Source organism: Dyadobacter sp. BHUBP1 (genome assembly GCF_050587785.1).
Taxonomy (GTDB): domain Bacteria; phylum Bacteroidota; class Bacteroidia; order Cytophagales; family Spirosomataceae; genus Dyadobacter.
In genome coordinates this window covers 244,274-268,062 of record NZ_JBOBIH010000002.1, presented here as the reverse complement: position 1 = coordinate 268,062, position 23,789 = coordinate 244,274, and the positions used below count along the sequence as shown (strand labels likewise).

Annotated in this window: 17 protein-coding genes and 2 tRNA genes; 12 read left to right on the top strand and 7 right to left on the bottom strand. The window is 50.6% G+C overall.

The genetic code is table 11. The annotated features are described in order from the left end of the window. Nucleotides 1-96: 96 nt before the first annotated feature. The 3 genes from ACQ4MZ_RS07865 to ACQ4MZ_RS07855 form a co-directional block, all read right to left on the bottom strand. A tRNA-Arg gene (locus tag ACQ4MZ_RS07865) sits at nucleotides 97-170 on the bottom strand. 90 nt (nucleotides 171-260) lie between these two features. Continuing rightward, the gene (locus tag ACQ4MZ_RS07860; RefSeq protein ID WP_430844110.1) at nucleotides 261-1,040 is read right to left on the bottom strand and encodes an enoyl-CoA hydratase/isomerase family protein; all 780 of its coding nucleotides are present in this window, start codon (nucleotides 1,038-1,040) and stop codon (nucleotides 261-263) included. Nucleotides 1,041-1,058: 18 nt separating this feature from the next. Beyond that, nucleotides 1,059-1,679 (bottom strand): hypothetical protein, encoded by a 621-nt coding sequence (locus ACQ4MZ_RS07855; RefSeq protein WP_430844108.1) that lies wholly within the window; start codon nucleotides 1,677-1,679, stop codon nucleotides 1,059-1,061. A 211-nt stretch (nucleotides 1,680-1,890) separates the two neighbouring features. On the opposite strand from ACQ4MZ_RS07855, the gene asnS reads away from it, so the two are divergent. From asnS to ACQ4MZ_RS07830, 5 genes are all read left to right on the top strand, one after another. Continuing rightward, nucleotides 1,891-3,327, top strand: a complete 1,437-nt coding sequence (gene asnS / locus ACQ4MZ_RS07850) for an asparagine--tRNA ligase (RefSeq protein WP_430844106.1) — start codon at nucleotides 1,891-1,893, stop codon at nucleotides 3,325-3,327. 84 nt (nucleotides 3,328-3,411) lie between these two features. Then, entirely contained in the window at nucleotides 3,412-4,548 is a 1,137-nt protein-coding gene (locus ACQ4MZ_RS07845; protein ID WP_430844105.1) for a T9SS type A sorting domain-containing protein, read from the top strand. 95 nt (nucleotides 4,549-4,643) lie between these two features. Then, complete coding sequence (locus ACQ4MZ_RS07840) at nucleotides 4,644-5,855, top strand: serine hydrolase domain-containing protein (protein ID WP_430844103.1); 1,212 nt, start codon at nucleotides 4,644-4,646, stop codon at nucleotides 5,853-5,855. Nucleotides 5,856-5,917: 62 nt separating this feature from the next. Next, nucleotides 5,918-7,870, top strand: a complete 1,953-nt coding sequence (nuoL, locus tag ACQ4MZ_RS07835) for an NADH-quinone oxidoreductase subunit L (protein WP_430844102.1) — start codon at nucleotides 5,918-5,920, stop codon at nucleotides 7,868-7,870. A 29-nt stretch (nucleotides 7,871-7,899) separates the two neighbouring features. Continuing rightward, the gene (locus ACQ4MZ_RS07830) at nucleotides 7,900-9,567 is read left to right on the top strand and encodes a complex I subunit 4 family protein (RefSeq protein ID WP_430844100.1); all 1,668 of its coding nucleotides are present in this window, start codon (nucleotides 7,900-7,902) and stop codon (nucleotides 9,565-9,567) included. Nucleotides 9,568-9,663: 96 nt separating this feature from the next. Here ACQ4MZ_RS07830 and ACQ4MZ_RS07825 read toward each other — a convergent pair whose 3' ends face one another. Further along, the gene (locus ACQ4MZ_RS07825) at nucleotides 9,664-10,800 is read right to left on the bottom strand and encodes an ATP-binding protein (protein ID WP_430844098.1); all 1,137 of its coding nucleotides are present in this window, start codon (nucleotides 10,798-10,800) and stop codon (nucleotides 9,664-9,666) included. 114 nt (nucleotides 10,801-10,914) lie between these two features. Further along, nucleotides 10,915-11,355 carry a hypothetical protein gene (locus tag ACQ4MZ_RS07820; RefSeq protein WP_430844096.1) on the bottom strand — a complete coding sequence of 147 codons (441 nt, stop codon included), beginning with the start codon at nucleotides 11,353-11,355 and terminating at the stop codon, nucleotides 10,915-10,917. 231 nt (nucleotides 11,356-11,586) lie between these two features. Here ACQ4MZ_RS07820 and ACQ4MZ_RS07815 point away from each other — a divergent pair, with 231 nt between their 5' ends. From ACQ4MZ_RS07815 to ACQ4MZ_RS07785, 7 genes are all read left to right on the top strand, one after another. Then, complete coding sequence (locus tag ACQ4MZ_RS07815; protein WP_430844095.1) at nucleotides 11,587-12,702, top strand: acyltransferase family protein; 1,116 nt, start codon at nucleotides 11,587-11,589, stop codon at nucleotides 12,700-12,702. 225 nt (nucleotides 12,703-12,927) lie between these two features. Then, nucleotides 12,928-13,638 carry an ATP-binding cassette domain-containing protein gene (locus ACQ4MZ_RS07810; RefSeq protein ID WP_430844094.1) on the top strand — a complete coding sequence of 237 codons (711 nt, stop codon included), beginning with the start codon at nucleotides 12,928-12,930 and terminating at the stop codon, nucleotides 13,636-13,638. 174 nt (nucleotides 13,639-13,812) lie between these two features. Further along, on the top strand, nucleotides 13,813-16,872 hold the full coding sequence (locus tag ACQ4MZ_RS07805; protein ID WP_430844092.1) for a glycoside hydrolase family 3 N-terminal domain-containing protein: 3,060 nt from the start codon (nucleotides 13,813-13,815) through the stop codon (nucleotides 16,870-16,872). A gap of 77 nt (nucleotides 16,873-16,949) precedes the next feature. Beyond that, nucleotides 16,950-20,606 carry a T9SS type A sorting domain-containing protein gene (locus ACQ4MZ_RS07800; RefSeq protein ID WP_430844090.1) on the top strand — a complete coding sequence of 1,219 codons (3,657 nt, stop codon included), beginning with the start codon at nucleotides 16,950-16,952 and terminating at the stop codon, nucleotides 20,604-20,606. A gap of 71 nt (nucleotides 20,607-20,677) precedes the next feature. Continuing rightward, the gene (locus ACQ4MZ_RS07795) at nucleotides 20,678-21,130 is read left to right on the top strand and encodes a nucleoside deaminase (RefSeq protein WP_430844088.1); all 453 of its coding nucleotides are present in this window, start codon (nucleotides 20,678-20,680) and stop codon (nucleotides 21,128-21,130) included. Between the two features lie 65 nt (nucleotides 21,131-21,195). After that, nucleotides 21,196-21,804, top strand: a complete 609-nt coding sequence (locus tag ACQ4MZ_RS07790) for a superoxide dismutase (protein ID WP_430844087.1) — start codon at nucleotides 21,196-21,198, stop codon at nucleotides 21,802-21,804. A 97-nt stretch (nucleotides 21,805-21,901) separates the two neighbouring features. After that, nucleotides 21,902-21,977, top strand: a tRNA-His gene (locus tag ACQ4MZ_RS07785). 315 nt (nucleotides 21,978-22,292) lie between these two features. On the opposite strand, the gene ACQ4MZ_RS07780 is transcribed toward ACQ4MZ_RS07785, so the two are convergent. Together ACQ4MZ_RS07780 and ACQ4MZ_RS07775 are read right to left on the bottom strand one after the other, a co-directional pair. Then, nucleotides 22,293-23,207 carry a DUF5655 domain-containing protein gene (locus ACQ4MZ_RS07780; RefSeq protein ID WP_430844086.1) on the bottom strand — a complete coding sequence of 305 codons (915 nt, stop codon included), beginning with the start codon at nucleotides 23,205-23,207 and terminating at the stop codon, nucleotides 22,293-22,295. Nucleotides 23,208-23,287: 80 nt separating this feature from the next. Further along, nucleotides 23,288-23,575 (bottom strand): hypothetical protein, encoded by a 288-nt coding sequence (locus tag ACQ4MZ_RS07775; protein ID WP_430844084.1) that lies wholly within the window; start codon nucleotides 23,573-23,575, stop codon nucleotides 23,288-23,290. Nucleotides 23,576-23,789: the final 214 nt, after the last annotated feature.

Here is a 23,789-nt window from a genome sequence, read left to right as displayed (position 1 = left end):
AAGAGCCAAGGACTCAGCAAGAAGGATGTTTGTGAAATTGTTTGCAAATAAAAAAAGCACTCACAAGTTTTATCTCATAAGTGCTTGATTATCAAGTGGTCTCGTAGGGATTCGAACCCCAAACCTTCTGATCCGTAGTCAGATGCTCTATCCAATTGAGCTACGAAACCATTTCCGAATCGGACTGCAAATGTAGGGGATAGTTTTTGCAGAAACAAATCCTGATAGATAAAATTAGCAAAATATTTTCACAAACAAGCCTAAGTACCCTGAAAATCAGGTTTCCTTTTTTCTAAAAAAGCCGAGACACCTTCCCGCACATCGCTTGTTCCAAAAAGCATTTCCTGACTTTCACGCTCCTTTTCCAGCATTTGAGGAAGGTTGGAGTGCATCGACTGATTGAACGCATGCTTCATCGCACCAATGGCCCGGGTCGGGGCATGGCGGTAGTATTGCAGTTGCTTCTCGACCAGGGCGTCTAACCCTTCTCTTTCCACGCATCGGCTGATCAGGCCGATGTCCACCGCGTGACTGGCGTAAATGCGCTGCGCGTTTGTAGCAAGATCAAAGCTGCGAGCCAGGCCGATCAGCCGTGGCAGGAAAAATGTAGCCCCGGCATCGGGCATCAGGCCTATTTGCACGAATGCCAGGCTTAAATAGGTGTCTTCGGCCGCGATCACCATGTCGCAGGCAAGTGCGAGTGAGCAACCGGCACCTACGGCCAGGCCGTTCATCCGGCATACCACCGGCTTGGGGATGTCGCGGATGGCGGTGATCATCGGCTCGTAATAGTCCCTCAGAATTTCACCCGCACTCTTGCCGGAAGCATTCGCTTCTTTCAGGTCGGCGCCGGAGCAGAAAGCCTTTTCGCCAGTGGCGGTCAGGAGCACTACTCGCACGGATTCATCGTCAGCGGCGGTCTGGATGGCGTTGATGATTTCGGCGATGAGTGCCGGGCTCAGGGCGTGGAAAACGTCTGGGCGGTTGAGCGTAATACGCACGACACCGTCGCGGTTGTCGAAAATGAGGTTTTGATACATGCCGTGAAGTGTTTTGTATCAAAAGAAGTAATACACGGTGCCGCTACTGACTAGCAAGCCGCAAAATACGCCCGCGAGGATTTGCAGGGGCGTGTGCGCATTCAGTTGCAGGCGCGCACTCATGAGCCAGCCGCCGATGAGTATCGTGAGCAGCAACGGCAGCAGCAGTGCGCTTTCATCGAAACGAATCATGAGTCCCGACAGCATACCAATAGCGCCCCCGATACCGGTAGCGTGAGCACTGATTTTCCAGAAATAGCTCACCATAGCCACCACGATCAGCGAAAGCGTCACGCTCGCCAGAATGACGGAAATCTGAGGGGCAATCTCGCCGATCGGTTGCAGTTGCCAGCCGAACAGATAAGTTGCTAACCCGTAAATGATCACACAGGCAAGGTAAGGAATGCGGCGCTCGGCGGCATCTTCCACGTAGAACGAGGTAATCATGCCCATCTTTTTAAAATAGAACATCATGAGCGCCGGTGCAATGAAGGTATTCAGCCAAAGCAAAAGCAGCAGGCTTCCCCGCGCGGGCAACTCGAATGCGCTCACGCCTACGATGTCGGGCACAAGGAAAAACAGTAATGCAAAGAGATATGTGGTGAGTATCAGCGGGTGGAAAACCACCGATAATATCATGGCAAGTCGGTTATTCAAGGCAATTGGGTCTTTAATCGGGTTGATGCGGGTAAAATTACGTTGAAAACCAGACTGTACAATCATTGGGTTCCACAGAAAAGTAAGTTACAGCGCTACAATAGGTTTTCGGGGCCGAATTTGTAATTTTGCGCCTCATTCGTAAAAAACCGGGCATTTCCGGGCTGACATTTTAAAGATTGAATTGAACAAAATGGGACCGTTGCAAATCAAAGACATTTTACAGACTGCGCCTGAAAACCAATCGGTTGTCGTAAAGGGCTGGGTAAGAACAAAAAGAGAAAGCAAAAACGCGATTTTCATCGCGTTGAATGACGGGTCGACCATCAATAATATCCAGGCAGTGGCTGAACCCGGTCAGTTTTCTGCCGAATTACTACTGACAGTAACCACCGGGTCATGCCTTAAAGTAACCGGCCAGCTGATCGCCTCACAAGGTGCGGGACAAACGGTGGAGGTGAAAATCTCCGACATCGAGGTGTACGGAACGGCCGACCCTGAGGAGTATCCGTTGCAGCCTAAAAAGCATTCATTGGAATTCCTACGCGAGATAGCCCACCTGCGCCCGCGTACGAACACCTTCGGCGCAATCCTCCGCATCCGCCACGCATTGGCGTTCGCGGTGCACCAGTATTTCAATGATAAGGGCTTTTTCTACCTGCATACACCGGTTATCACGGCTTCTGATGCCGAAGGTGCAGGCGAAATGTTCCGCGTGACCACCCTCGACCTGAATAATCTGCCACGTACAGAAGAAGGTGCGATCAATTTTAAAGAAGACTTTTTCGGCCGTGAGGCTAACCTGACCGTTTCCGGCCAGCTGGAAGGCGAGCTGGGCGCGATGGCGCTTTCGAAAATCTATACATTCGGACCAACGTTCCGTGCAGAAAACTCCAACACCACCCGCCATCTTGCGGAGTTCTGGATGATCGAGCCGGAAATGGCATTTTTCGAGCTGAAAGACAATATGGACCTGGCGGAGGATTTCGTCAAAAAAGTAATTACCTATGCATTGATCCACTGCAAGGATGATTTGAATTTCCTCCAAAACCGCCTGACGGAAGAAGAAAAGAACAAACCGCAGAACGAGCGCTCGCTGCCATTGCTGGAAAAACTTGCATTTGTGGTGGACAATCCGTTCGAGCGACTGACTTATACCGAAGCGATCGACATACTCCTGAAATCGAAGCCGCATAAGGAGGGCAAATTCCAGTTCCCGGTGGGCTGGGGCATCGATTTGTCGAGCGAGCACGAGCGTTACCTGGTGGAGAAGCATTTCAAAAAGCCGGTGATTTTGACCAACTATCCGCGCGAGATCAAGTCGTTCTACATGAAGCTCGACGAGGATGGCAAAACCGTGCGTGCCATGGACGTACTGTTCCCCGGCATCGGCGAGATCATCGGCGGTAGCCAGCGTGAAGAAAGTTACGAGAAGCTGCTCGGTCGCGTGAAAGAGATCGGTATCGACCCCGAAAACCTGTGGTGGTACCTCGAAACCCGCAAATTCGGTACCGCACCGCATTCGGGCTTCGGATTGGGCTTCGAGCGTCTCGTGCAATTCGTAACCGGCATGGGTAACATCCGCGACGTGATCCCGTTCCCTCGTTACCCTAAGAGCGCAGAATTTTAATTATTCTACAAGCTGTTACCTTTTTCATGGCTTTACGTAAAAAGTAAAGCAGTTAGTGTAAGTTTTACTTTAAACAACACGCACATGAAAAGGAACATACCATTCTTTGAGAGCAGTATTGTGGCCCTGGCCGCAGTACTGCTTTTTGTTTTGCATGCAAATGCGCAGGAGCCGTTCCACGTCAAATGGACGATGGATTACACCCAGGCAGGCGCCTCGGACCATGCCAACTTCACGCCTTCGAGCGCCCTCCTGGCTGGCGGGCCCAACACATTTACATTACCCACGGTTTACAGCGGAGGCGGCGGTGCCGTAGTAGTCGGCTACATCATCCGGCCCTGGCCTGCGAGCTTTTCGACCTCGCGGTATATGGAGTTCACGTTTACAGCCAATTCATTTAAATACAACATTACCTCCATCGGTTTCCGCCTCCGCCGTTCGAACAACGGCCCCAACAGCATCAAAGTCCGGACGAGTATGGACGGCTTTGCTACCGATCTGAATGCATTCGTGATCAGCAACAACGGGACATTCAATACCTACAACATTCCGGTGAGCTACAATAACCTGTCGAATAACACTTTCACTGTCCGCATTTACGCCTACAATTCGGTCGACATTTACGGGACGTTATGGTTTGACGAAATCTCGGTGAATGGAGATGTGCTGGCCATTATCCTACCGGTTGACGTCACTTATTTCAAAGGTCATTCGGAAGGCGGGCAGACTGCATTGGAATGGGAAACCTCCTGGGAAAAGCACAGCAGCGAATTCGTGATCGAGCGAAGCGGTGATATGAAAGACTTCGCCGCGATTGGAACAATAGCTGCTTCTGGGGAAACTACCGAACGGACTTCCTACGCATTCTACGACAACCATCCACCGGCGGGGATCTGCTATTACCGGCTAAAACTGGTAGATCAGGACGGATGTTTCACCACCTGCAAACCGATTGCCGTTTTAAACCCGGAACTATCGGCAGAGATTCGGATCGCGCCCAATCCCCCGACATCCCAAATCATCAGCCTGACAGCCCCCAACAGCCGCGACGCGGTACTGACTCTGCACACATCCTGGGGAATGCCCGTCCCGTTCCGGCGTGAAGACGACGCCCGCGGGTACATTCATATTATCCCTATACGTGCGCTCCATTCTGGCATTTATTTTGTTACATATCAAAAGAATGGTCGAAAAGAACATTTGAAAGTGTTGGTTCCGTAAGGCATTCTGCGCTTAATTTGTAAGAGTAAAGTATAGAAAATGCTTCCGATCCGTCGTTAGCATAGCAACGTTCCGATTATAAAGGCCAAAAGCCTATGTTGAAAAAAGTGCAGCCGAAAGTGTGGTGGATGGCGGTTGCCGTCCTGATTATTTTGTTGATCTCCTGGGGGTTAGTCAGAAAAAACAAAACCGATTCCCCGGACGTGGCCGTGTCTGGCAAGTCTGTCAAAAACCTCGATCCCGTACCGGTGACGAATCCCGATGCCGAAACGGCGGAGAAAATCGCGAAGATCGAGGATATTTTCAGGCGCAAAAGGAACGCCGGGTTCAACGGCAATGTACTGGTAGTTCAGAAAGGCAAAATACTTTACCAAAATTCCTTCGGCTTCGCGCATATGAAGGCGAAAGACACGCTCACAGCGGACTCACGTTTTCAGCTGGCGTCACTTTCAAAGCCATTTACGGCGGTAGCGGTATTGAAGCTGGTTCAGGAAGGCCGCGTCGCGCTCGACGATTCGGTGCAGCGCTTTTTCCCCGATTTCCCTTACCATGGCGTGAAGGTCGATATGCTGCTCAGCCACCGCAGTGGGTTGCCGAATTACATTTACTCGTTCAACGACAGCGTCCGCCACGGCCGGAAATATCCTGATAACCTCGATATCATGGATTGGTACGCCAAAGTAATTCCTACCCCGACGCCTTACAACCGCCCGGGCCGCTCGTTCAACTATTGCAATACCAATTACTGCGTCCTTGCCGCGATCGTCGAAAAAGTGACAGGAGACTCATTCGGCAAATACCTGAACAACCAGATTTTCACGCCCTTGGGCATGCAGAATACCTACCTCGTAACGGACACGACCATCGCAGCCACCAAAAACCGGACTGACGGTCATCAGTACGGGCGCAGGCTGGAAAAGGATTATTACGATGAAGTCGTCGGCGATAAAGGCCTTTATTCGACCACGCTCGACATTTACCGGTTTTATAACGGCCTCACCAAAGGCCTGATCCTCGGAAAGAAGATGCTCAATGAGGCATTCACGCCCCGCAGCTTCGAGCGCGACGGTATCCGCAATTACGGTTACGGTTTCCGTATGCACATTAAGGAGGACCATACGCCCCGGTTTATTTACCACGGCGGCTGGTGGAAGGGTTACAACACCATGCTATGGGTATGCCCCGAAGACGACGCGGTGATCATTGTCCTCGGGAATACGTATAATCGCTCCACGTACGACTTGCGCGAACTGCTGGAAGTTGTCCACGGGTCGGTGAAGATCGACGATATTGAGAAAGACATCTAGCATTGTTTGAATTCGGTCGCGAATTCAGGATATTTGCCGAAATTAAACGCATTCCCGCACTTATGCCCGACACCGCATTCCACTTACCTGCTTATTTGCTGTTGGGCTTGCCGTTTTCGTGCTTTTTGTTGCTGTGGGTTGGTGGAAAAAGTCTAAATAAATTCGCAGGCTGGATCGGTATAGTGGCTACCGCGGCAGGACTGTTTATCAGCTTGACTTCCTCCGATCCGGGAGCCGATCATTACATCCGATTTCACTGGCTCACCGTCGGAAGCCATTCTATTGATCTTTCCTTCCGTTTCGATATGCTGTCGGCGATGATGCTCGTCATCGTGCATTTCGTGGCGTTGCTCGTACAGCTGTTTTCGACCGCCTACATGCACGACGACCGGAATGTGAACCGTTATTTTGCATTCATCCAGCTCTTCCTTTTTTCGATGCTCGGCATTGTGCTATCCGGCAGCTTGCTGGTCATGTACATTTTCTGGGAGCTGGTTGGGCTGTCGTCTTATCTGCTGATTGGTTTTTGGTATACAAAAAAAAGACCCGTTTGGGCAGCGCAGAAGGCATTTGTACTCAACCGCATTGGCGACGCCGCCTTTCTGACGGGGATATTAATGCTCTTCTACTATATCGGTTCTACGGACTTTGAAGTGCTTTCGCTTGAAATCGGGACCATCCCTCCCGGCATTCTCACCGCCATCGGCGTTTGCCTTTTTGGTGGTTGTGTAGGGAAATCGGCCCAGTTTCCACTTTCAGGCTGGTTACCGGATGCGATGGAAGGCCCTACCCCCGTTTCAGCATTGATCCACGCGGCAACGATGGTCGCGGCAGGGATTTTTTTGTTGGCAAGAATATCGTTTTTGCTCACCGTTGATGCACGATTAGTGATCCTTATCATTGGAGCCATTACCATGGTTACCGGTGCCGTAAAAGCATTAAAAGGCTGGGATATCAAGAAAGTTCTCGCCTATTCGACGATGTCGCAATTGGGACTGATGGTGATGGCCGTCGGCTTTGGAAGCTGGCAAACGGCCTTGTTCCATTTGGCAACACATGCATTCTTCAAAGCAGGCTTGTTCCTTTCCGCCGGTTCGGTGATCCACGCGGTAACGCCGGGCGATGAATTGCCTGATTATGATCCGCAGGATATGCGCACCATGGGCGGATTGCGTAAAGCGCTTCCCATTACATTCATTTGCTATCTGATCTGCGCGGCGGCTTTGGCCGGGTTACCGTTCTTTTCCGGCTTCCTTTCCAAGGATGCCATTATCACAGAAGGTTTCCTCTGGGCTTCGGAATTTGGTGCATTAGGCTACTTGTTCCCAGTACTGGTCATTGCATCGGCCGGGTTAACGGCATTTTATATGACGCGTCAGGTTTGGCTGGTCTTTTGGGGAGAAAAACGGTTCCCCGCAAGCGTACACCCGCACGAGTCGCCCGTAGCCATGTGGCTCCCAATGGCATTGCTTTCCGCATTATCGCTGTTCTTCTGGTTTTCCATTAATCCATTCAATGCCGAGGGCTGGTTCCTGCATTGGATCGGGAAAGAGCATGGCGAGCATTTGGAATGGGTGCCGTTTGTGGCAAGCGCCGTTACATTCGTTTCGATCTTCCTGGCTTACCGCGAAACCAGTGCCGAGAATCCATTCAAAGTGAATGATCCGATACAGGCGGGCGAGCCCGCTCAGAGCCCGTGGAACTGGCTGCGCGGTTATTCCAATGAACGATATTTCCTCATTCCCTTTGAGTTTATCACGAAGTACCTCAAAGCCTTCGAAAAAAATATTGTCGATGCCTTCGTCGATCTGGTCGCGAAAGGCAGCCTGGTGTTCGGACATTTCATTGCCTGGTTCGACAGGACGTTTGTCGACGGTGCGGTAAATCTGACCGTTTTCTCCATCCGCTCCGCCGGGCAGGCTGCACGGAACATGCAGAGCGGCCGGATACAGTCGTACTATATCGTGGCGGTAATGGGCGTCTTTTTATTGATATTGTGGCTGGTTGCGATATAATGCAGCCCGGCCGGTTAAATTAATGCTTGATGATTGATCATATACTCACCTTCTTAATTGCCATACCACTACTGGGCGCTGCTGCCGTCGCATTCTGGCCGGTCGACAGTCAGCATAATTTCCGGCTCATCGCGCTGGTTGCATTGTTGTTGGAAGTAGTGGTTGTTGGGGTATCGTATTTGTCATTTAATGGTCAGGAGGCTGCGTTGCAACTTTCAGAGGTAAGGGAGTGGATCACACTGCCGATCGGTTCGCTAGGCGTTGTTTCGGTCGACTATGCATTGGCTGTGGACGGGATCAGCTTTCCGCTGGTGCTGCTGGCGGTGGTCGTATTGCTGGTGGGCGTTGTCAGTTCGTGGAATGTCAATCATAAATCGAGGGCGTATTTTGGCCTGTACTTGCTGCTGAGCGGTAGCGTAATGGGCTGTTTTCTCGCCCAGGACTTCTTCCTGTTTTACCTGTTCTTCGAATTCATGCTCTTGCCGATGTACTTCCTTATCGGCCTTTGGGGCGGCCCGCGGCGCGAGTATGCGGCATTGAAATTCTTTATTTACACATTCCTGGGCTCATTGCTGATCCTGATCGTCATGATCGGCCTTTACCTTTCGGTGATCGATCCGGTAGAAACCGCACGTGCCGTTGGACTCATCGGCCCCGAAGACGCGGTCCATCCCGACATGATCCCGCAGATCCAGCAATGGCTTTTTGATGGAAAGATCGCGCCGGAGCAACTGATCCATACATTCCGTTTCACCTACCTGGCCGATCCTGGCAACTATATTCCGGGCTCGATCCTGAGTGCCGCGTCGGAGTTTTTCATTGCCGATATTCCGGTCCGTCTGCTCGCATTCTGGTTCCTGTTTATTGGTTTCGCGGTGAAACTGCCCGTCGTGCCCGTGCATACGTGGCTGCCCGACGCGCACGTGGAAGCGCCTACGCCCATTTCAGTCGTGCTGGCAGGTATTTTGCTGAAAATCGGTGGGTATGGCTTTATCCGGATTGTCGACGGCTTCTTTCCGGCCGAGGCCTTGTACAGCGCCATTCCGCTCGCCATTCTCGGTATGATCTCGATCGTTTACGGCGGTTTCAATGCACTGGGTCAAAACGATCTGAAGAAAATGATCGCCTACTCGTCGGTCTCACACATGGGCTTCGTACTGCTAGGTATTGCGGCATTCACTCCTGAAGGTTTCAATGGTGCCATTTACCAAATGGTTAGCCACGGTATATTGTCGGCAATGCTCTTCTTGCTCACCGGCGTACTCTACGACCGCACCCACGATCGTCGTATCGACCATTACCGTGGCCTGATCACCGTGATGCCGCAATATACTGTCGTCACGGGCATTGCATTCTTCGCCTCGCTCGGCTTGCCGGGCTTCTCTGGCTTCGTCGGAGAATTGTTCACGCTGATGGGTGCATTCCAGTCCGACGCCCTGCCCGTGTGGATTCCGGCGATATCCACGCTCGGTATCGTCCTCGCTGCCGGCTATTTTCTCTGGACCTATCAACGGATGTTTTTCAGTTCGTTCTGGTACAAAAACGCCACCACACAAGTCCTCACCGACCTCACGCGCCGGGAGAAGTTCATGCTCGTGCCGCTGGTCATTCTGACGATCCTCGTCGGTATTCTGCCGGGGTTGCTATTCGATTTGTCGGGGCCGACGGTTGAGGCTTGGCTGGAAGGGTTGAAGTAAGGGTCGTGGGTGGCCAGGTGTAGTCATGAATAGTCATTGGGTCAGGTGTGGTCAGGGATTGTCAGTGATAGTGAGTTTTCGATGTTTGTTAAACGTTTAGAACTCCGGCGAGGTTAGAAACTGATCGCGGTTAGCAGGAGTTACCAGCGTATTTTTTGCTTTGGGATAGTTATTTAAAAAGGTCGACGGAAACTTTGCAGACGCATGCGGATTCCATTTGAACTCAACCGCACGCAGTTCCCCTTTTACTTCTTCTATATAATCCACCTCCTGCTGCTGGGTAGTCCGCCAGAAATATATTCTTGCATCTAGCTCTTTCGCGTTCAAAAACTTTTTGCGCTCGCTGATCAGGTAATTTTCCCATAATGCACCCACGTCATTTCGGTTTTTAATGGAGTTGAAATTGTTGGTAACCGCGTTGATGATTCCGTTATCGTAGAAATAAATCTTTCTTCCCTTTTTGATTTCATTGCGCACATTGCCTGAAAATGCAGGAACGGTGAAGAGTACAAATGCCTTTTCCAGCAAATCGATGTACTTTTCCACGGTCTTATTATCTGCCTGAACCAACCGCCCGATTTCTGTAACGCTCACCTCGCTCCCCAGCTGCAATGCAATCGCTTTGACGATCTTTTCCAGCAAAACAGGTTTTTTGATCTGTTCAAGCACGAGCAAATCTTTATATAAATAGCTATTCGAAATCAGTTTGAGATGCTTTTCAGCATTCACAGGATCGGTGACGATTTCCGGGTACGAGCCATAAATCAGTCGTTGTTCCAAAAGCCGTTGTTCAGTGAGGTAATCAGTGTATCTAACCAATTCCTCATACGAAATGGGAAGCAGCTGCATTTCGTACCGCCTACCAGTGAGTGGTTCATTAATATTGCCAGCCAACTCAAAGGATGACGAGCCTGTTGCTATTACCTGTACATGCTTAAAGCGATCGACTATAATTTTGATCACAAGCCCCACATCCTGAATGCGCTGTGCTTCATCGATGAATACAACCTCGTTATCCCCGATTATCCTTTCGATGAGCATGGCATTCGGACGGAGAAAAGCTTCCCTGGTATCGGCGTCGTCGCCATTGAGCCTCAGTGTCTTTTTAGCAACGATTGCAAGCAGCTGTTCAGAGAAAGTGGTTTTCCCTGCTTGCCTTGGACCGTAAATAATAAGCGCTTTGCCTTTAAAAAGATAGGCTAACGCCGCCTCTTGTTGACTTCTGACTATCATAATTCAGGAATTGAATCCAATAAAATTATGATATTTAAGGATTAAATTCCAAAAATATTATGATTATTCTGGATTTTAATCCCAAATTATTATGAGTTGACGGTATCCTAAGTCCTACTTTCCAAACAACTGATCAAAACTAAACCGCCCCTTTTTCGAGAGTGCTTCCAGCGTCTGCTGCTGTCCGGGGGTTAGTACCTCAATGATTTCAATGCGCTTCTCTTCGGCCAGGCGCTTGCGGTCGTTGCGCTTGTTATCGCCCCGACGTTTCATTTTCCTTTCCATTCTCGCATATCGGCGGTCGATCTTTTTGAGTTGTTTCTGCTGCCGCTTCGTGAGTTGAAGCTGGTCGGCGTACTTGTCCATATTCTTTTCGAGGCGCCGGTTGTTGAGCTTGCTATGGGTGGTGGGTTCGTCGCTTTGGAAACTTTCGTCGTCGTGGCGAACGTCGCTACGGCGATCGTCGCTACGGCGGCTCTGTGCGAATGATGTGGAATTGGCAAAGCCGCCAAGCAGCAGGCCGAGGGCGAAGATCAGCGTCAGGATCCTTTTCATGGGGTGATGATGGGTTAAAAATTCGAAGCTTATAACGGTAGTTGTGTATACCATCATATATCACTCCCATTTTTCATTATCAGCGAGACTTATAGGCTTATTCAAATAAATATAGTTTTTGCTGGAATCACGGATGGTATTTTTTGCAATCTTTACAGTAGTTGCTATTGGTTTTATTTCAAACTCCATTCTATTTTCCAAATTTTATTTCCCTACACCCTGTTTTATCAGATGAAAGATAGTGCTCCTTCACAAAGGTTATTGTCCCTGGATACGTTGCGTGGTTTTGATATGTTCTGGATTTCGGGTGGCGAAGAGATTTTCCATGTGCTCGCCAAAGCGACCGGCTGGTCCTGGGCGATATTCCTGGCCCACCAGTTTACCCACCCCGAATGGAACGGTTTCAGGGCTTACGATCTTATTTTTCCCACATTCCTCTTCATGGCCGGTGTTTCGACTCCTTTCTCGCTCGGAAGCCGCCTCGAAAAGGGCGTACCGCCGTCGCAACTAATCCGGAAGGTGATCCAGCGCGGGATTATCCTCGTGATTTTAGGGATCATTTATAACAACGGCCTTTTCGAAACGGAATGGTCGCAGATGCGCTACCCGAGCGTACTTGCGCGCATCGGGCTTGCGGGCATGTTCGCGCAGATTATCTACCTCTATTTCGGCTACCGCGCACGCTGGATCTGGTTCGGCGGACTGCTGATCGGCTATTACCTGTTCATGATGTTCTATCCCGTGCCGGGCTGTGGTGCCGGCATGCTCACCATCGATTGCAACCCGGCCAGCTATATCGACAAAATGCTGATCCCCGGCCGCCTGCACCTCACCATTCACGACCCGGAGGGGCTCGTATCTACGATCCCCGCCATTGCCACCGGACTAATGGGTATCTTCGCCGGCGAGTTGCTGCGGACCAGCGGTGAAGTCATTTCTCAGAAAAGTAAAGTCACCTACCTGGTTTTCGCAGGAATCGTCAGCCTGCTGTTGTGCCTCGTTTGGGACTACTTTTTCCCTATTAACAAAAACCTCTGGACCAGCTCGTTCGTCTTATGTGCAGGTGGGTTCAGTACTTTGCTGCTGGCACTGTTCTACTGGATCGTAGACGTGCTCAATTACCGCAAGTGGACGCTGTTTTTCGTGGTAATAGGTATGAATTCGATTGTGATATACATGGTCGGCCGGTTCATCGACTTTGGCTATACGGCCCGTGCATTGTTCGGTGGCATACTCAGCTATTTCCCGCATTCAGTGGAAATGGTAGGCGAAGTAATTGCATTTATCGCGGTACAATGGGCTTTTATGTATTTACTTTACAGGAATAAGTTGTTCCTGAAAGTCTGATCGCGGTCAGGTGTAGTCATGAATGGTCAGGAATGGTCAGGTGTAGTCAGGCGTAGTCATGAATAGTCAGGTGTAGTCATGGGTGGTCAGGCGTAGTCAGGTGTAGTCATGCGTGGTCAGGAATAGCCCATCATGTCAGGATACAAGAAACAACACATGACCATACATGACAATTCCTGACTTCTTATTCAATCATTCATTCATTCACTCATTCAAAATTAATACATGATCGAAGTCACCAATCTGACGAAGGTTTACGGAACGCAGCGGGCGGTCGACGGGATTTCATTTAGCCTTCAAAAAGGTGAAATCGTAGGTTTCCTGGGTCCGAACGGGGCAGGGAAATCGACTACGATGAAAATCCTGACGGGTTACCTCAAACCTACCGAAGGCGTCGCCAAAGTTTCGGATTTCGATGTGATGCAGCAGCCCATGCCTGCGCGGAGGGCCATAGGCTACCTGCCCGAGCACAACCCTCTGTACCTGGATATGTACGTAACCGAATTCCTGCTTTTTTCGGGAAAACTGTACGGAATGCGTGGCGCCGCATTGAATGCGCGGGTAGATGAAGTGATCGCGATGTGCGGGCTGGAACCGGAGCGCAGGAAGAAGATCGGACAACTCTCGAAAGGTTACCGGCAACGGGTGGGACTGGCGCAATCATTTTTGCACAATCCGGATGTGCTGATCCTCGATGAGCCAACGACGGGCCTAGATCCCAACCAGATCCAGGAGATTCGTGAGGTGATCCGCACGGCCGGTAAGGACAAAACAGTGCTTTTCTCCACGCACATTATGCAGGAAGTGGAGGCGTTGTGCGACCGGGTGATCATCATTAACAAAGGAAAAGTAGTCAGCGATAGCTCATTGCAGGCACTGCGCGAAACGGGCGGTTCACTGGAAGATATTTTCAAAAAGCTCACGCAGCAAGCTTAATGTACCGACAGTAATTACCAAGACGATATTCGGCCAGACAAATATTAGAATTGCATTAAAACGATATTTTTCAGGATTCAAAGCGCCGGAAAATTGTTATTATTGTAACTTTTGATAATCAGTTGTTGAAGTTGTAAAACCTAACATTCCCTCGTTAAGTCAGTGTTTCCAGGTATGAAAAATTGGTGGTTCGGCCGGTTTCGTGTTGTAGTGATTGTAGTGGCGCTGGTAGTGCTTACCTCCATGGCATCTGTCGCGTGGAAAATGATGTCGGTCAAAACGGTCGCTGTCAATCCTGTACCTGCTGCCGCTCCCGAATCGAAACACAAAGCCCCTAAAAAGCACCGCGATCCGGTCATCGTCCTCCCCGAGAATCAATGGGTAGACAGCACCCTCAAATCCCTGACCATCGAGCAGAAGATCGGTCAGCTTTTCATGGTGGCGACTTTCTCGAACCGCGACGAATCCCATTACAAATACATCGATAAGCTGATCAACGACTACCAAATCGGCGGCCTGATATTCTTCCAGGGTGGCCCGGTGGGGCAGGCGCAGCTTACCAACCGTTACCAATCACATTCAAACATTCCGCTTTTCATCGGTATCGACGGCGAATGGGGCCTCGGTATGCGCCTCGACAGCACCATTTCCTTCCCGAAACAAATGGTACTCGGCTCGATCCAGGACGATCAGCTGATTTACCGCATGGGCGACGATATCGCACGCCAATGCAGACGCCTCGGTATTCACATCAACTTCGCACCGGTTTCAGATGTGAACAGCAACGCAGCTAATCCGGTGATCGGTATACGTTCGTTCGGTGAAGACAAGGAGAACGTAGCCCGGAAGTCGGTCGCGTACATGAAGGGCTTGCAGCACAATCGCATTATTGCGACGGCTAAGCATTTCCCCGGCCATGGCGACACGGATGCGGATTCGCATTTCACATTGCCGGTGCTGACACACTCATTGGAACAACTCAACAACACGGACCTGTACCCCTACCGCGAGATGATCGCGGATAGCCTCATGGGCGTCCTGAATGCCCATTTGTACATTCCCGCATTGGATAACACGCCCAACCAGGCCAGCTCGCTTTCCGATAAGGTAGTTAATGGCCTCCTGCGCAAAGACCTCGGCTTCCGCGGACTGGTATTTACAGATGCCATGAACATGCGCGGCGTGCTGAAAAACGGGAAAGCCGCGGACGTAAACCTTAAAGCATTGATAGCCGGCAACGACGTGCTGCTTTACCCCGAAAGCATTGCGGAGACGGTGGCGCGCATCAAGGACGCCATTAACTCTAAACAGATCAGCGAAAAGATCATCGACGATAAGGTCAAACGTATTTTGCAGGCCAAATACTGGGCCGGATTGAACAAATACCAGCCTATCGACACTAACAACCTTTATTCCGACCTGAATAGCGAGAAGAGCAAGGAGCTATACCGTGAGCTGTGCGAAGCTTCGGTGACAGTTGTGAAAAACGACAATAACCTGCTTCCGATCGGCTCCGTAATCGACAACACCATGGCGTCGGTAAGCATGGGGGAAGGCAGCAGCGCGGCATTCCAGAAAATGCTTTCGACCTACAAACCCATGCGGAACTACTCGTTTTACGACGGGCCGTCGTCGCAGGAGCAGATCACCGAAATGCTGGGGTACCTGGAACCTTACAACACAATTATCGTCGACATTCATGGCATCAGCTCCAAGCCGGCCCGGAATTATGGTGTTACCACGGGCATGGTCGATTTTGTAAACCAGCTCAAACAGCAGAACAAGAAAGTCGTTCTTTGCCTTTTCGGGACGCCTTATGCCATTCAGTATTTCCCTGCCACCGACGTGCTGATTTGTGCGAACCAGGACGGCAAGGATCAGCAGGAGATCGTACCGCAGATTATCTTCGGCGCATTGAGCTCCAAAGGGCGCCTTCCGGTTTCGGTATTGGCGTATAAAACGGGCACCGGCGTGAACATTACTTCTATCAACCGCATTGCATTCGGTACGCCTGAAAGCGTGGGTATCGACGGCATTTCTCTTAAAAGAATCGATGAAATTGCTACTGCGGCGGTGAATGACCATGTTTTTCCCGGTTGTGAAATACTTGTAGCCAGACAGGGCAAGATCATTTATGAAAAACAATTCGGCGGGCTGAGCTACCGCACCAACGACCGCGTTACGCCCGAAACGATTTACGACCTGGCTTCGCTCACGAAGGTTTCGGCTACATTGCAGGCTGTCATGCTGTTGTATGACCGGAAGCAGATCAGCCTGGATGAAAAGGCATCCAAATACCTCCCGGAACTGGTCGGCACCTCCAAACAGAACTTCACCGTTCGCGACCTGCTCCTGCACCGCTCCGGCCTGATCTCTTTCTATCCATCGCTTTGGGACAGGACCAAAACCAGCGCAGGAGGGCTGCTGCCTGAATATTACAGTTCGAAGCAGGATACCGCTTACTATCTGCAAGTCGCCCCTAAACTTTTTGCCAAAGGCGCATTACGCGATTCTGTCTGGAAATGGGTGGTGGAATCGCCCATGAATAACCGTCGCGACCGGGCCGGCAATTATGGTTATTTGTACAGTGACCTCGGCTTTTTGACGCTGCAAAAAATCGTAGAAAGAATAACGGGGCAGCCGCTGGATATTTTTGTGGCTGCCAACATTTACGAACCCCTCGGATTGCCCTACCTGGGCTTCAACCCATTGCGCCGTTTTCCTGAAAAACAGATTGCGCCTACCGAACAGGATTACCGCTTCCGCGGGCAATTGCTGCAAGGAACCGTGCATGATCAGATGGCCGCGATTGTAGGGGGTGTTTCAGGCCATGCCGGTCTTTTCGGTACTGCCCGCGATCTGGCTGTTTTACTTCAAATGAACCTCTGGAAGGGCAACTACGCCGGGAAACGCTATTACGAACAGGCTACCGTGCCCTTCTTCTCGCGTATGTATGACGAATCGCACCACCGGGGGCTGGGTTGGGACAAGGCGCCGGCGGACGGGAACAGCTCCTATGTTTCGCCGCAAGCCTCGGTCAACTCGTTCGGCCATACGGGCTTTACGGGTACCATGGTGTGGGTGGACCCGGAGGAAGACCTTGTATTTATATTTCTTTCCAACCGCGTCAATCCCGATGCCGAAAACACGGCGATCACGACCCAGCGTACACGTCGGAAAATCCAGGATGTCGTGTATAGTTCATTGATTCAACGGAAAAGCCAGCTTCCTTAAATCACCTTCAGCGTATTTGAAAAATATCTCTAACTTTACCAATCAAAAGGTTAGCGGAAAGATATTAAGACAGATACATGAAAAAAACATTTATTAAAGAGAGTTTCCTTACCATTTTCGCCACGCTGTTCTGCCTGGCAGCTTCATTCGGACAAACAACGATTACCACGGGGGCAATAACGCCAGCTTCCGTTTGCGCAGGGAGCAATGTCAGCGTTGCATTTACATTCACGGGAACTCCCGCAGCCAACACTGACTTTATTGCACAACTATCGGATGCGACTGGAGCATTTGGCTTAAATCCTACCGAGATCGGTTCAGGAAAAACTTCGCCCATCACGGCAACAATCCCAGCCGGAGCAACTGCAGGTGCGGCTTATAAAATCAGGGTTATTTCAAGGATTGCGTTGGTGCTACAAGTCAACGGATCACCGAGTGATCCGTTGACTATTAATAATGTACCTGCCGCTCCGTCTGTAACATCGCCAGTGAACTACGTACAAGGTGCCAAAGCAACGGCATTGAGCGCAACTCCATCGGCAGATCTATTGTGGTACACCGACGCTACCGGCGGGACAGGCGACAAAAAAGCACCAACGCCGTCAACCGATGCCCCCGGTACCACGAGCTATTGGGTATCTCAGAAGCCTGGCGCTTGTGAAAGCCCCCGTGCCAAAATTGACGTGGTGGTAACCTGTCCGCCTGTTGCGAAACCGACCGTTACAACCCCTGTGTCGTATACAGTAAATGATAAGGCATACCCGTTGGTGGCTACACCGTCCGGCGGTGGTACAATCAACTGGTACGGGCCAAATGCTACCGGGGGGACAGCGTCTTCCACAGCACCCACCCCTGACACAAAAACGGCAGGGACTACATCCTACTACGTTTCCCAAACCGTTGGCACGTGTGAAAGCGAACGCGCTAAAATTGACGTCGTAGTTACCGCGTGTACGCCTTCGGCTAAGCCGGGTGTTGCCGACGTAGAATTCTGTCTCAATGGCCCTACTACAACGTTAACTGCAACCGGCACGAAATTGAAATGGTATGATAGTGAAGGAACGGCACTTGCGGCAGCACCGAAACCAGCGAATTCTCCGGCAGGTGTCACAAGTTATTTTGTTACTCAAACGGTGTCTCCCGGCTGCGAAAGCGCGAAGGCGGAAATTAAAGTAACCATTCGTGAAACGCCTCCTCCAACTGCTACCTCGCCGGTTGAATACTGCTTGAATGAAGCAGCCACGCCTCTGACTGCGACCGGCTCCGGCCTTAAATGGTATATGTCATCCAGTGGTGGTACCGCATTAAAAGACACTCCAACGCCTGTCACCACAGCCGTAGGAACAACGCGATATTATGTTTCGCAGACGGTGAACGGATGCGAAAGCGTACAAAGAAAAGAAGTGGCCGTTGTCGTAAAGAATTTTTCAACTGCTCCTACCGTAACGGCAAGCGTAAACCTTTGCCAGAACTCATCACCAGCTGCTTTGACCGCGAACGGTACCGCCCTTAAATGGTACACCAGCGCAAGCGGCGGCACTGCATTGGATGGTGCACCTGTACCTGTTACCACTACCGTCGGAACGACCAACTACTATGTCAGCCAGACCTCTCCGGGATTGTGCGAAGGCCCACGTGCGAAAATTGAAGTCATAATCAAAGATACTCCTGCGGCACCTGCCGTTACACCACTTGACTATTGCGTTGGTGCGAAGCCACTTCCGTTGACTCCTTCGGGCGCCGTTTATAAATGGTACAACGGGCCAACCGGCGGCACGGGCACAACCACAGCTCCGACACCGACCGCGACAGCTCCTGGGACAACTTCCTATTATGTTACGCAATCGAACACCTACGGCACCCTTACGTGTGAGAGCCCGCGTGCGAAGCTGGATGTGACTGTCAATGCTACTCCCGCCGCATTAGCGCCATTCTCGGAAGCACTCTGCCAGGAGCGCTCGGATAAAAACTATACTTTCCCGACACAGGCATCAGCAGGTAACACTTTGAAATGGTATACAGCCGCCACCGGTGGAACCGCCAGCACAACTGCACCTACGATTAACCTGAAAGAAGCGAAAGAAACAATTTATTATGTAACTCAGTCGAGCGCCAAAGGTTGTGAAAGCACCACTCGTGTTTCACAGAAAATCCTCGTGAAGCCTCTTCCAGGCTTGCCAGGTATCTCTCAGTCTCTGATCGAATATTGCCAGTTTATAGCTGCAAAGCCGCTTGAAGCTACGCCATCCGCCAATGCAACTTTGGACTGGTACGGAACCAATGCATCCGGCGGCTCTGCGAGCCCTAATGCACCGACACCGTCAACTGCCGAGGGGGGAATCACTTCCTACTACGTGGGACAAACGTTGGCAGGCTGTGCCGGCGATCGTGCGAAGATCGATGTCAAAATCAACACGACTCCAAAGCCTACCACCAAAACATACCTGGAATACTGCCAGAATGAAGTGGCACCGGTACTGGATGCAACCGGATCGATCCTGAAATGGTACCGTGGGGCAAATGATACCGAGTTCCAGGGCGTTCCGTTCACTCCGTTTACAGAGAAGGTTCAGGATTACTCATTCTACGTAACGCAAACCGGCTCTAATGGCTGCGAAAGCCCGAAAGAAGAGATTAAGATCCACATCAAATCATTGCCTTCCGCGACGATTTCGGGTAACCCGACCATCGACCTAGGACAGACAGCGACGATCAATATCAAATTCACCGGCGACGGCCCGTGGATTTACATCTTGTCGAGTGGCTTGACCGATACCACCGACCAGGCCGACCACCAGGTGCAGGTTAAGCCAAGCACCACCACGAGCTATCTCCTCACCGAAGTTTCCAATGCTTGCGGTAAAGGAACGATCAATGGTTTGGCGGTTGTTACCGTAAAAGTACCGACCATCAACTCAGGAAGTCCGTCTGTATCCGAAATCTGCGCGAGCAAGCCGTTTACGGTGCCATTCCAGCAGTCGGGCGATTTCCCTGCCGGCAATACCTTTAAATTGCAGGTAGCGAAAGAAAATGTCGATGCCAAGTTCTATACGATCGCGTCGACGGCGACAGCGAACTCCGTTTCGGCGACATTCCCGGACACTACCAAAGGAGGGACCTATTTTGTGAGAGTAATCAGCTCGGGTACCAATCCCGATTTCACCGTAAAAGGAAGCGTGAGTGCCATCACGATCAATGTAAGCCCGCTGCCGGTTGCTACTTTGACGGGAGCACAAACCATTCTCGTAGGTGAATTCGCCAACCTGAAAGCCGACATCACCGGAAAAGCGCCATGGACAATCACATTGAACAACGGAATAAAGGATACGCTGATCACCGCAAATGCGACGCCTTTCAATTTCAAGCTGGCGCCGAGAACGACGACTACCTACGCGATTACCAAAGTGACCAATGGCTGCGGCGTCGGTACGGGTGTGGGTACGGCAAGAGTACAGGTTGACCCTATCCTTGGCGTGGAGCCGCCTGCTCCGGCAGATTGGGCGAAGGTTTACCCGACGGTAATCAACAGTAAATGCACCGTGGAAGTAACCGGCACCATTTCACCGAAGCAGGCGAAAATCGAAGTAGTAGACCTCAACGGTCGCCCGCGTTCAACCCAGGTTATCAAACAGCAAAAAACGGAGGTGGATTTCGCTAACTATCCTTCCGGACTTTACCTGCTGCGCATCCAGAATGGCAATCTGAGCACCGTCCAGCGTGTAATGAAGCCCTGATCATTGATTTAATCAAACACCACGGGACATTTGTTGCAATGCAATGGATGTCCCGTTTTCTTTACCGCCCTATGGACATACAGGCAGACATTACTGATCACTACTTTATGGAAGAAGCCCTCGCGCTCGCCCATAAGGCCTATGAAGAAGGCGAAATCCCTGTTGGCGCACTCGTGGTGGCCAAAGACAGGATCATCGGCAGGGGATATAACCAAACCGAACGGCTCAACGACGTCACTGCCCACGCCGAAATGATTGCCATCACCGCCGCCGCCGACCACCTGGGCTCTAAATACCTCACCGATTGCACCTTGTACGTGACGCTGGAACCTTGCGTGATGTGCGCGGGCGCGCTCTACTGGACGCAGGTAAAGCGTGTGGTAGTGGGCGCAACCGACGAAAAGCGGGGATTTTCAAGGATCAGCCAACCGCTGCTGCACCCGAAAACCAAGCTCGTAACCGGCATTATGGCAATGGAATCCCAGCAGTTACTACTCAAATTTTTCCGGGAGTTAAGAACATAAAGCGCCATTCTGCTGTTAGCCTATCTGTTAAAACAATTTTATTAATCATTAAACTACACTGAAAAATGGCATTTACACTGGATCCCTTACCTTACGCAAACAATGCATTGGAACCGTACTTCGACGCATTGACCATGGAGATACATCACGACCGTCACCACCAGGCATATGTTACCAACCTGAATGCAGCAGTAGCAGGCACTGAGCTGGAAGGCAAAACCATAGAAGAACTTTTGGCTGGCATCAGCAAAGCACCGGCTGCTGTGCGCAACAATGGCGGCGGTCACTGGAACCACTCATTTTTCTGGAAATCACTTTCATCAAACGGCGGCGGCGAGCCAACCGGCGAGCTAGGCAAGGCCATCACCGCTAAATTCGGTTCATTCGCTGCATTCAAAGACGAATTCAAAAAAGCAGCTACCGGCCGTTTCGGATCGGGCTGGGCATGGCTGATCGTAAAAGAAGGCGGAGAAATCGCAATCACTTCTACTCCTAACCAGGACAACCCATTGATGGACATCGCGGACGTAAAAGGTACCCCGGTGATCGGTCTCGACGTATGGGAGCACGCCTATTACCTGAAATATCAAAACAAGCGCCCCGACTACATCGACGCCTACTGGAACGTTGTAGACTGGAAAGCTGCTGACGCACTGTACACTGCGGCTAAATAATCAAGCTCCGGCTTGCGAAAGGGTTTGCAGTTCGCAAAAATTTTCTAAGATTTTCTTGCAAGCTGCAAACCTTTTCCTAATTTTGTGTCCTCAAAACGGAGGTTGTAGCTCAGTTGGTTAGAGCACCAGATTGTGGTTCTGGGGGTCGCGGGTTCGAGACCCGTCTCCCTCCCGGTAAAGGTCCTGAAATTTTCAGGGCCTTTTTTTGTGCTCGAAAACGGAGGTTCTAGCTCAGTTGGTTTGAGCACCAGATTGTGGTTCTGGAGGTCGCGGGCGGCGGCCGATGCCGTTCGAGACCCGTCTCCCTCCCGGTAAAGGTCCTGAAATTTTCAGGGCCTTTTTTTGTGCTCCGAAACGGAGGTTGTAGCTCAGTTGGTTAGAGCACCAGATTGTCGTTCTGGGGATCGCGAGCGGCGGCCGATGCCGTTCGAGACCCGTCTCCCTCGCTAGTTTTGGTCCTGATTTTTCAGGGCCTTTTTTTGTGCTGTTCAAATGATAGGCAAGGCTTGCTTCACCAGGCTCATGATGTATTCAAGATTAGCTGTGTCCTTGACAACCAATTCATAATCTCCATTTCCCCAATGCCCGGATTGGGACACGTCCCTGGTCAATCCTTTTTCATCCAGAAGCTGGCCCTTCTTTAAGTTAATCCACATTTTCAGCGACTCCGATTGAATGCGGATGTCCACTACATTCCTGGGCTTTTTGAAAGCCACATACAGCTTCTTTGCTTCTACCTCGATATCGGGCGACAGATTGATAATTGCCGCCTTGTAAGCCTCATAAAGCTCCTTGACATGATCGCTCTTTCCAGCCAGATGATCTTCCTCCGTATATACTTTAATTTCCTCCGTCACCTTACCGATTTCCGTATCGATATTCTGCTGCACTTGCCGGATGCTAGGGGCCGACTTAGATTTCTTTAAATGGTTGATGGTTATGATATCATTCTCAAACCGCTTGATCTCCCACAGCTCAATAGCCAGATCCTTGAAGTTCGTAGACTGCTTTTGAAATTCCGTAAACGAGGGAGAAACAAAAATAATGCGGCTCTGTGACCAGTCCACATCGCTGCGTTTCAGATGCGCCTGCTGCGCTTCGTTGTATTCGACGATGAAGTCGGCTTTGTATTCCAGCATGAGGTTCAGATACGACACGCCCTGATCCACTACGCTGTAATTTTGGCTACGTTTGTATTCAATAATCACAAACGCCTTGCTTTCCGGATCGAACGCCAGGGTATCAATGCGAGCATGCTTGATCGTAAACTCCGACTTCACCAATTTCAGCGAAGTGAGCACTTCCAGATTCTGTTCAAAGAGGTTTTGAATTTCCCTTTCGAGCTTGAAAGGCATTTCGAGGAGCGTGGAGAGGGTTTGCTTGTTGTTTTTAAAGATTTGCATAGACTACTGTCAATAACCGGGTCACTTGAACTTTCACATATTTGAAAATAAAAAAGGACTGCCACCGCAGCCCCTACTTCCTAAACATTTTCTCCCATCTTCTCGAAGCCCTCCCAAAGCACTTTCAGATCAAAGAGCGCCGACTTTTCTTCGGCATTAAACGGGACGTCCGAATGATAAAGCGCCAGATCGTGGATCATTCGAAGCGAATGCGCCAGCTCTTTGCAGCCTTGCGATTCGACTAAATACCAAAACTCGGCTTGTGATTGCACTAGCGGCGTGCTGATGTTTGATGCGTGACGTGCATCATTCGTGGGGTTGACTGAATCCTCGTTCGAGCCAACACCTGGACCATTTGAAGTTCGCATTTCCTAAATGGATTGATGGTGAATAAACAAGGAGAGGTCACTGCGAACTTCATCAAAGCAGGTGCTATGATAGGTCTCGGGACTTTCACCCGTATGCCTCTCCAAGACCACTTTTCAAACCTAAACTGTAACATAAGCACCATGAAATTTTAATAAAGTTCGCGGAGCAAATATAGGTGAATATTTGGATCAAGAAAGGGTTGGGAGAATGGCG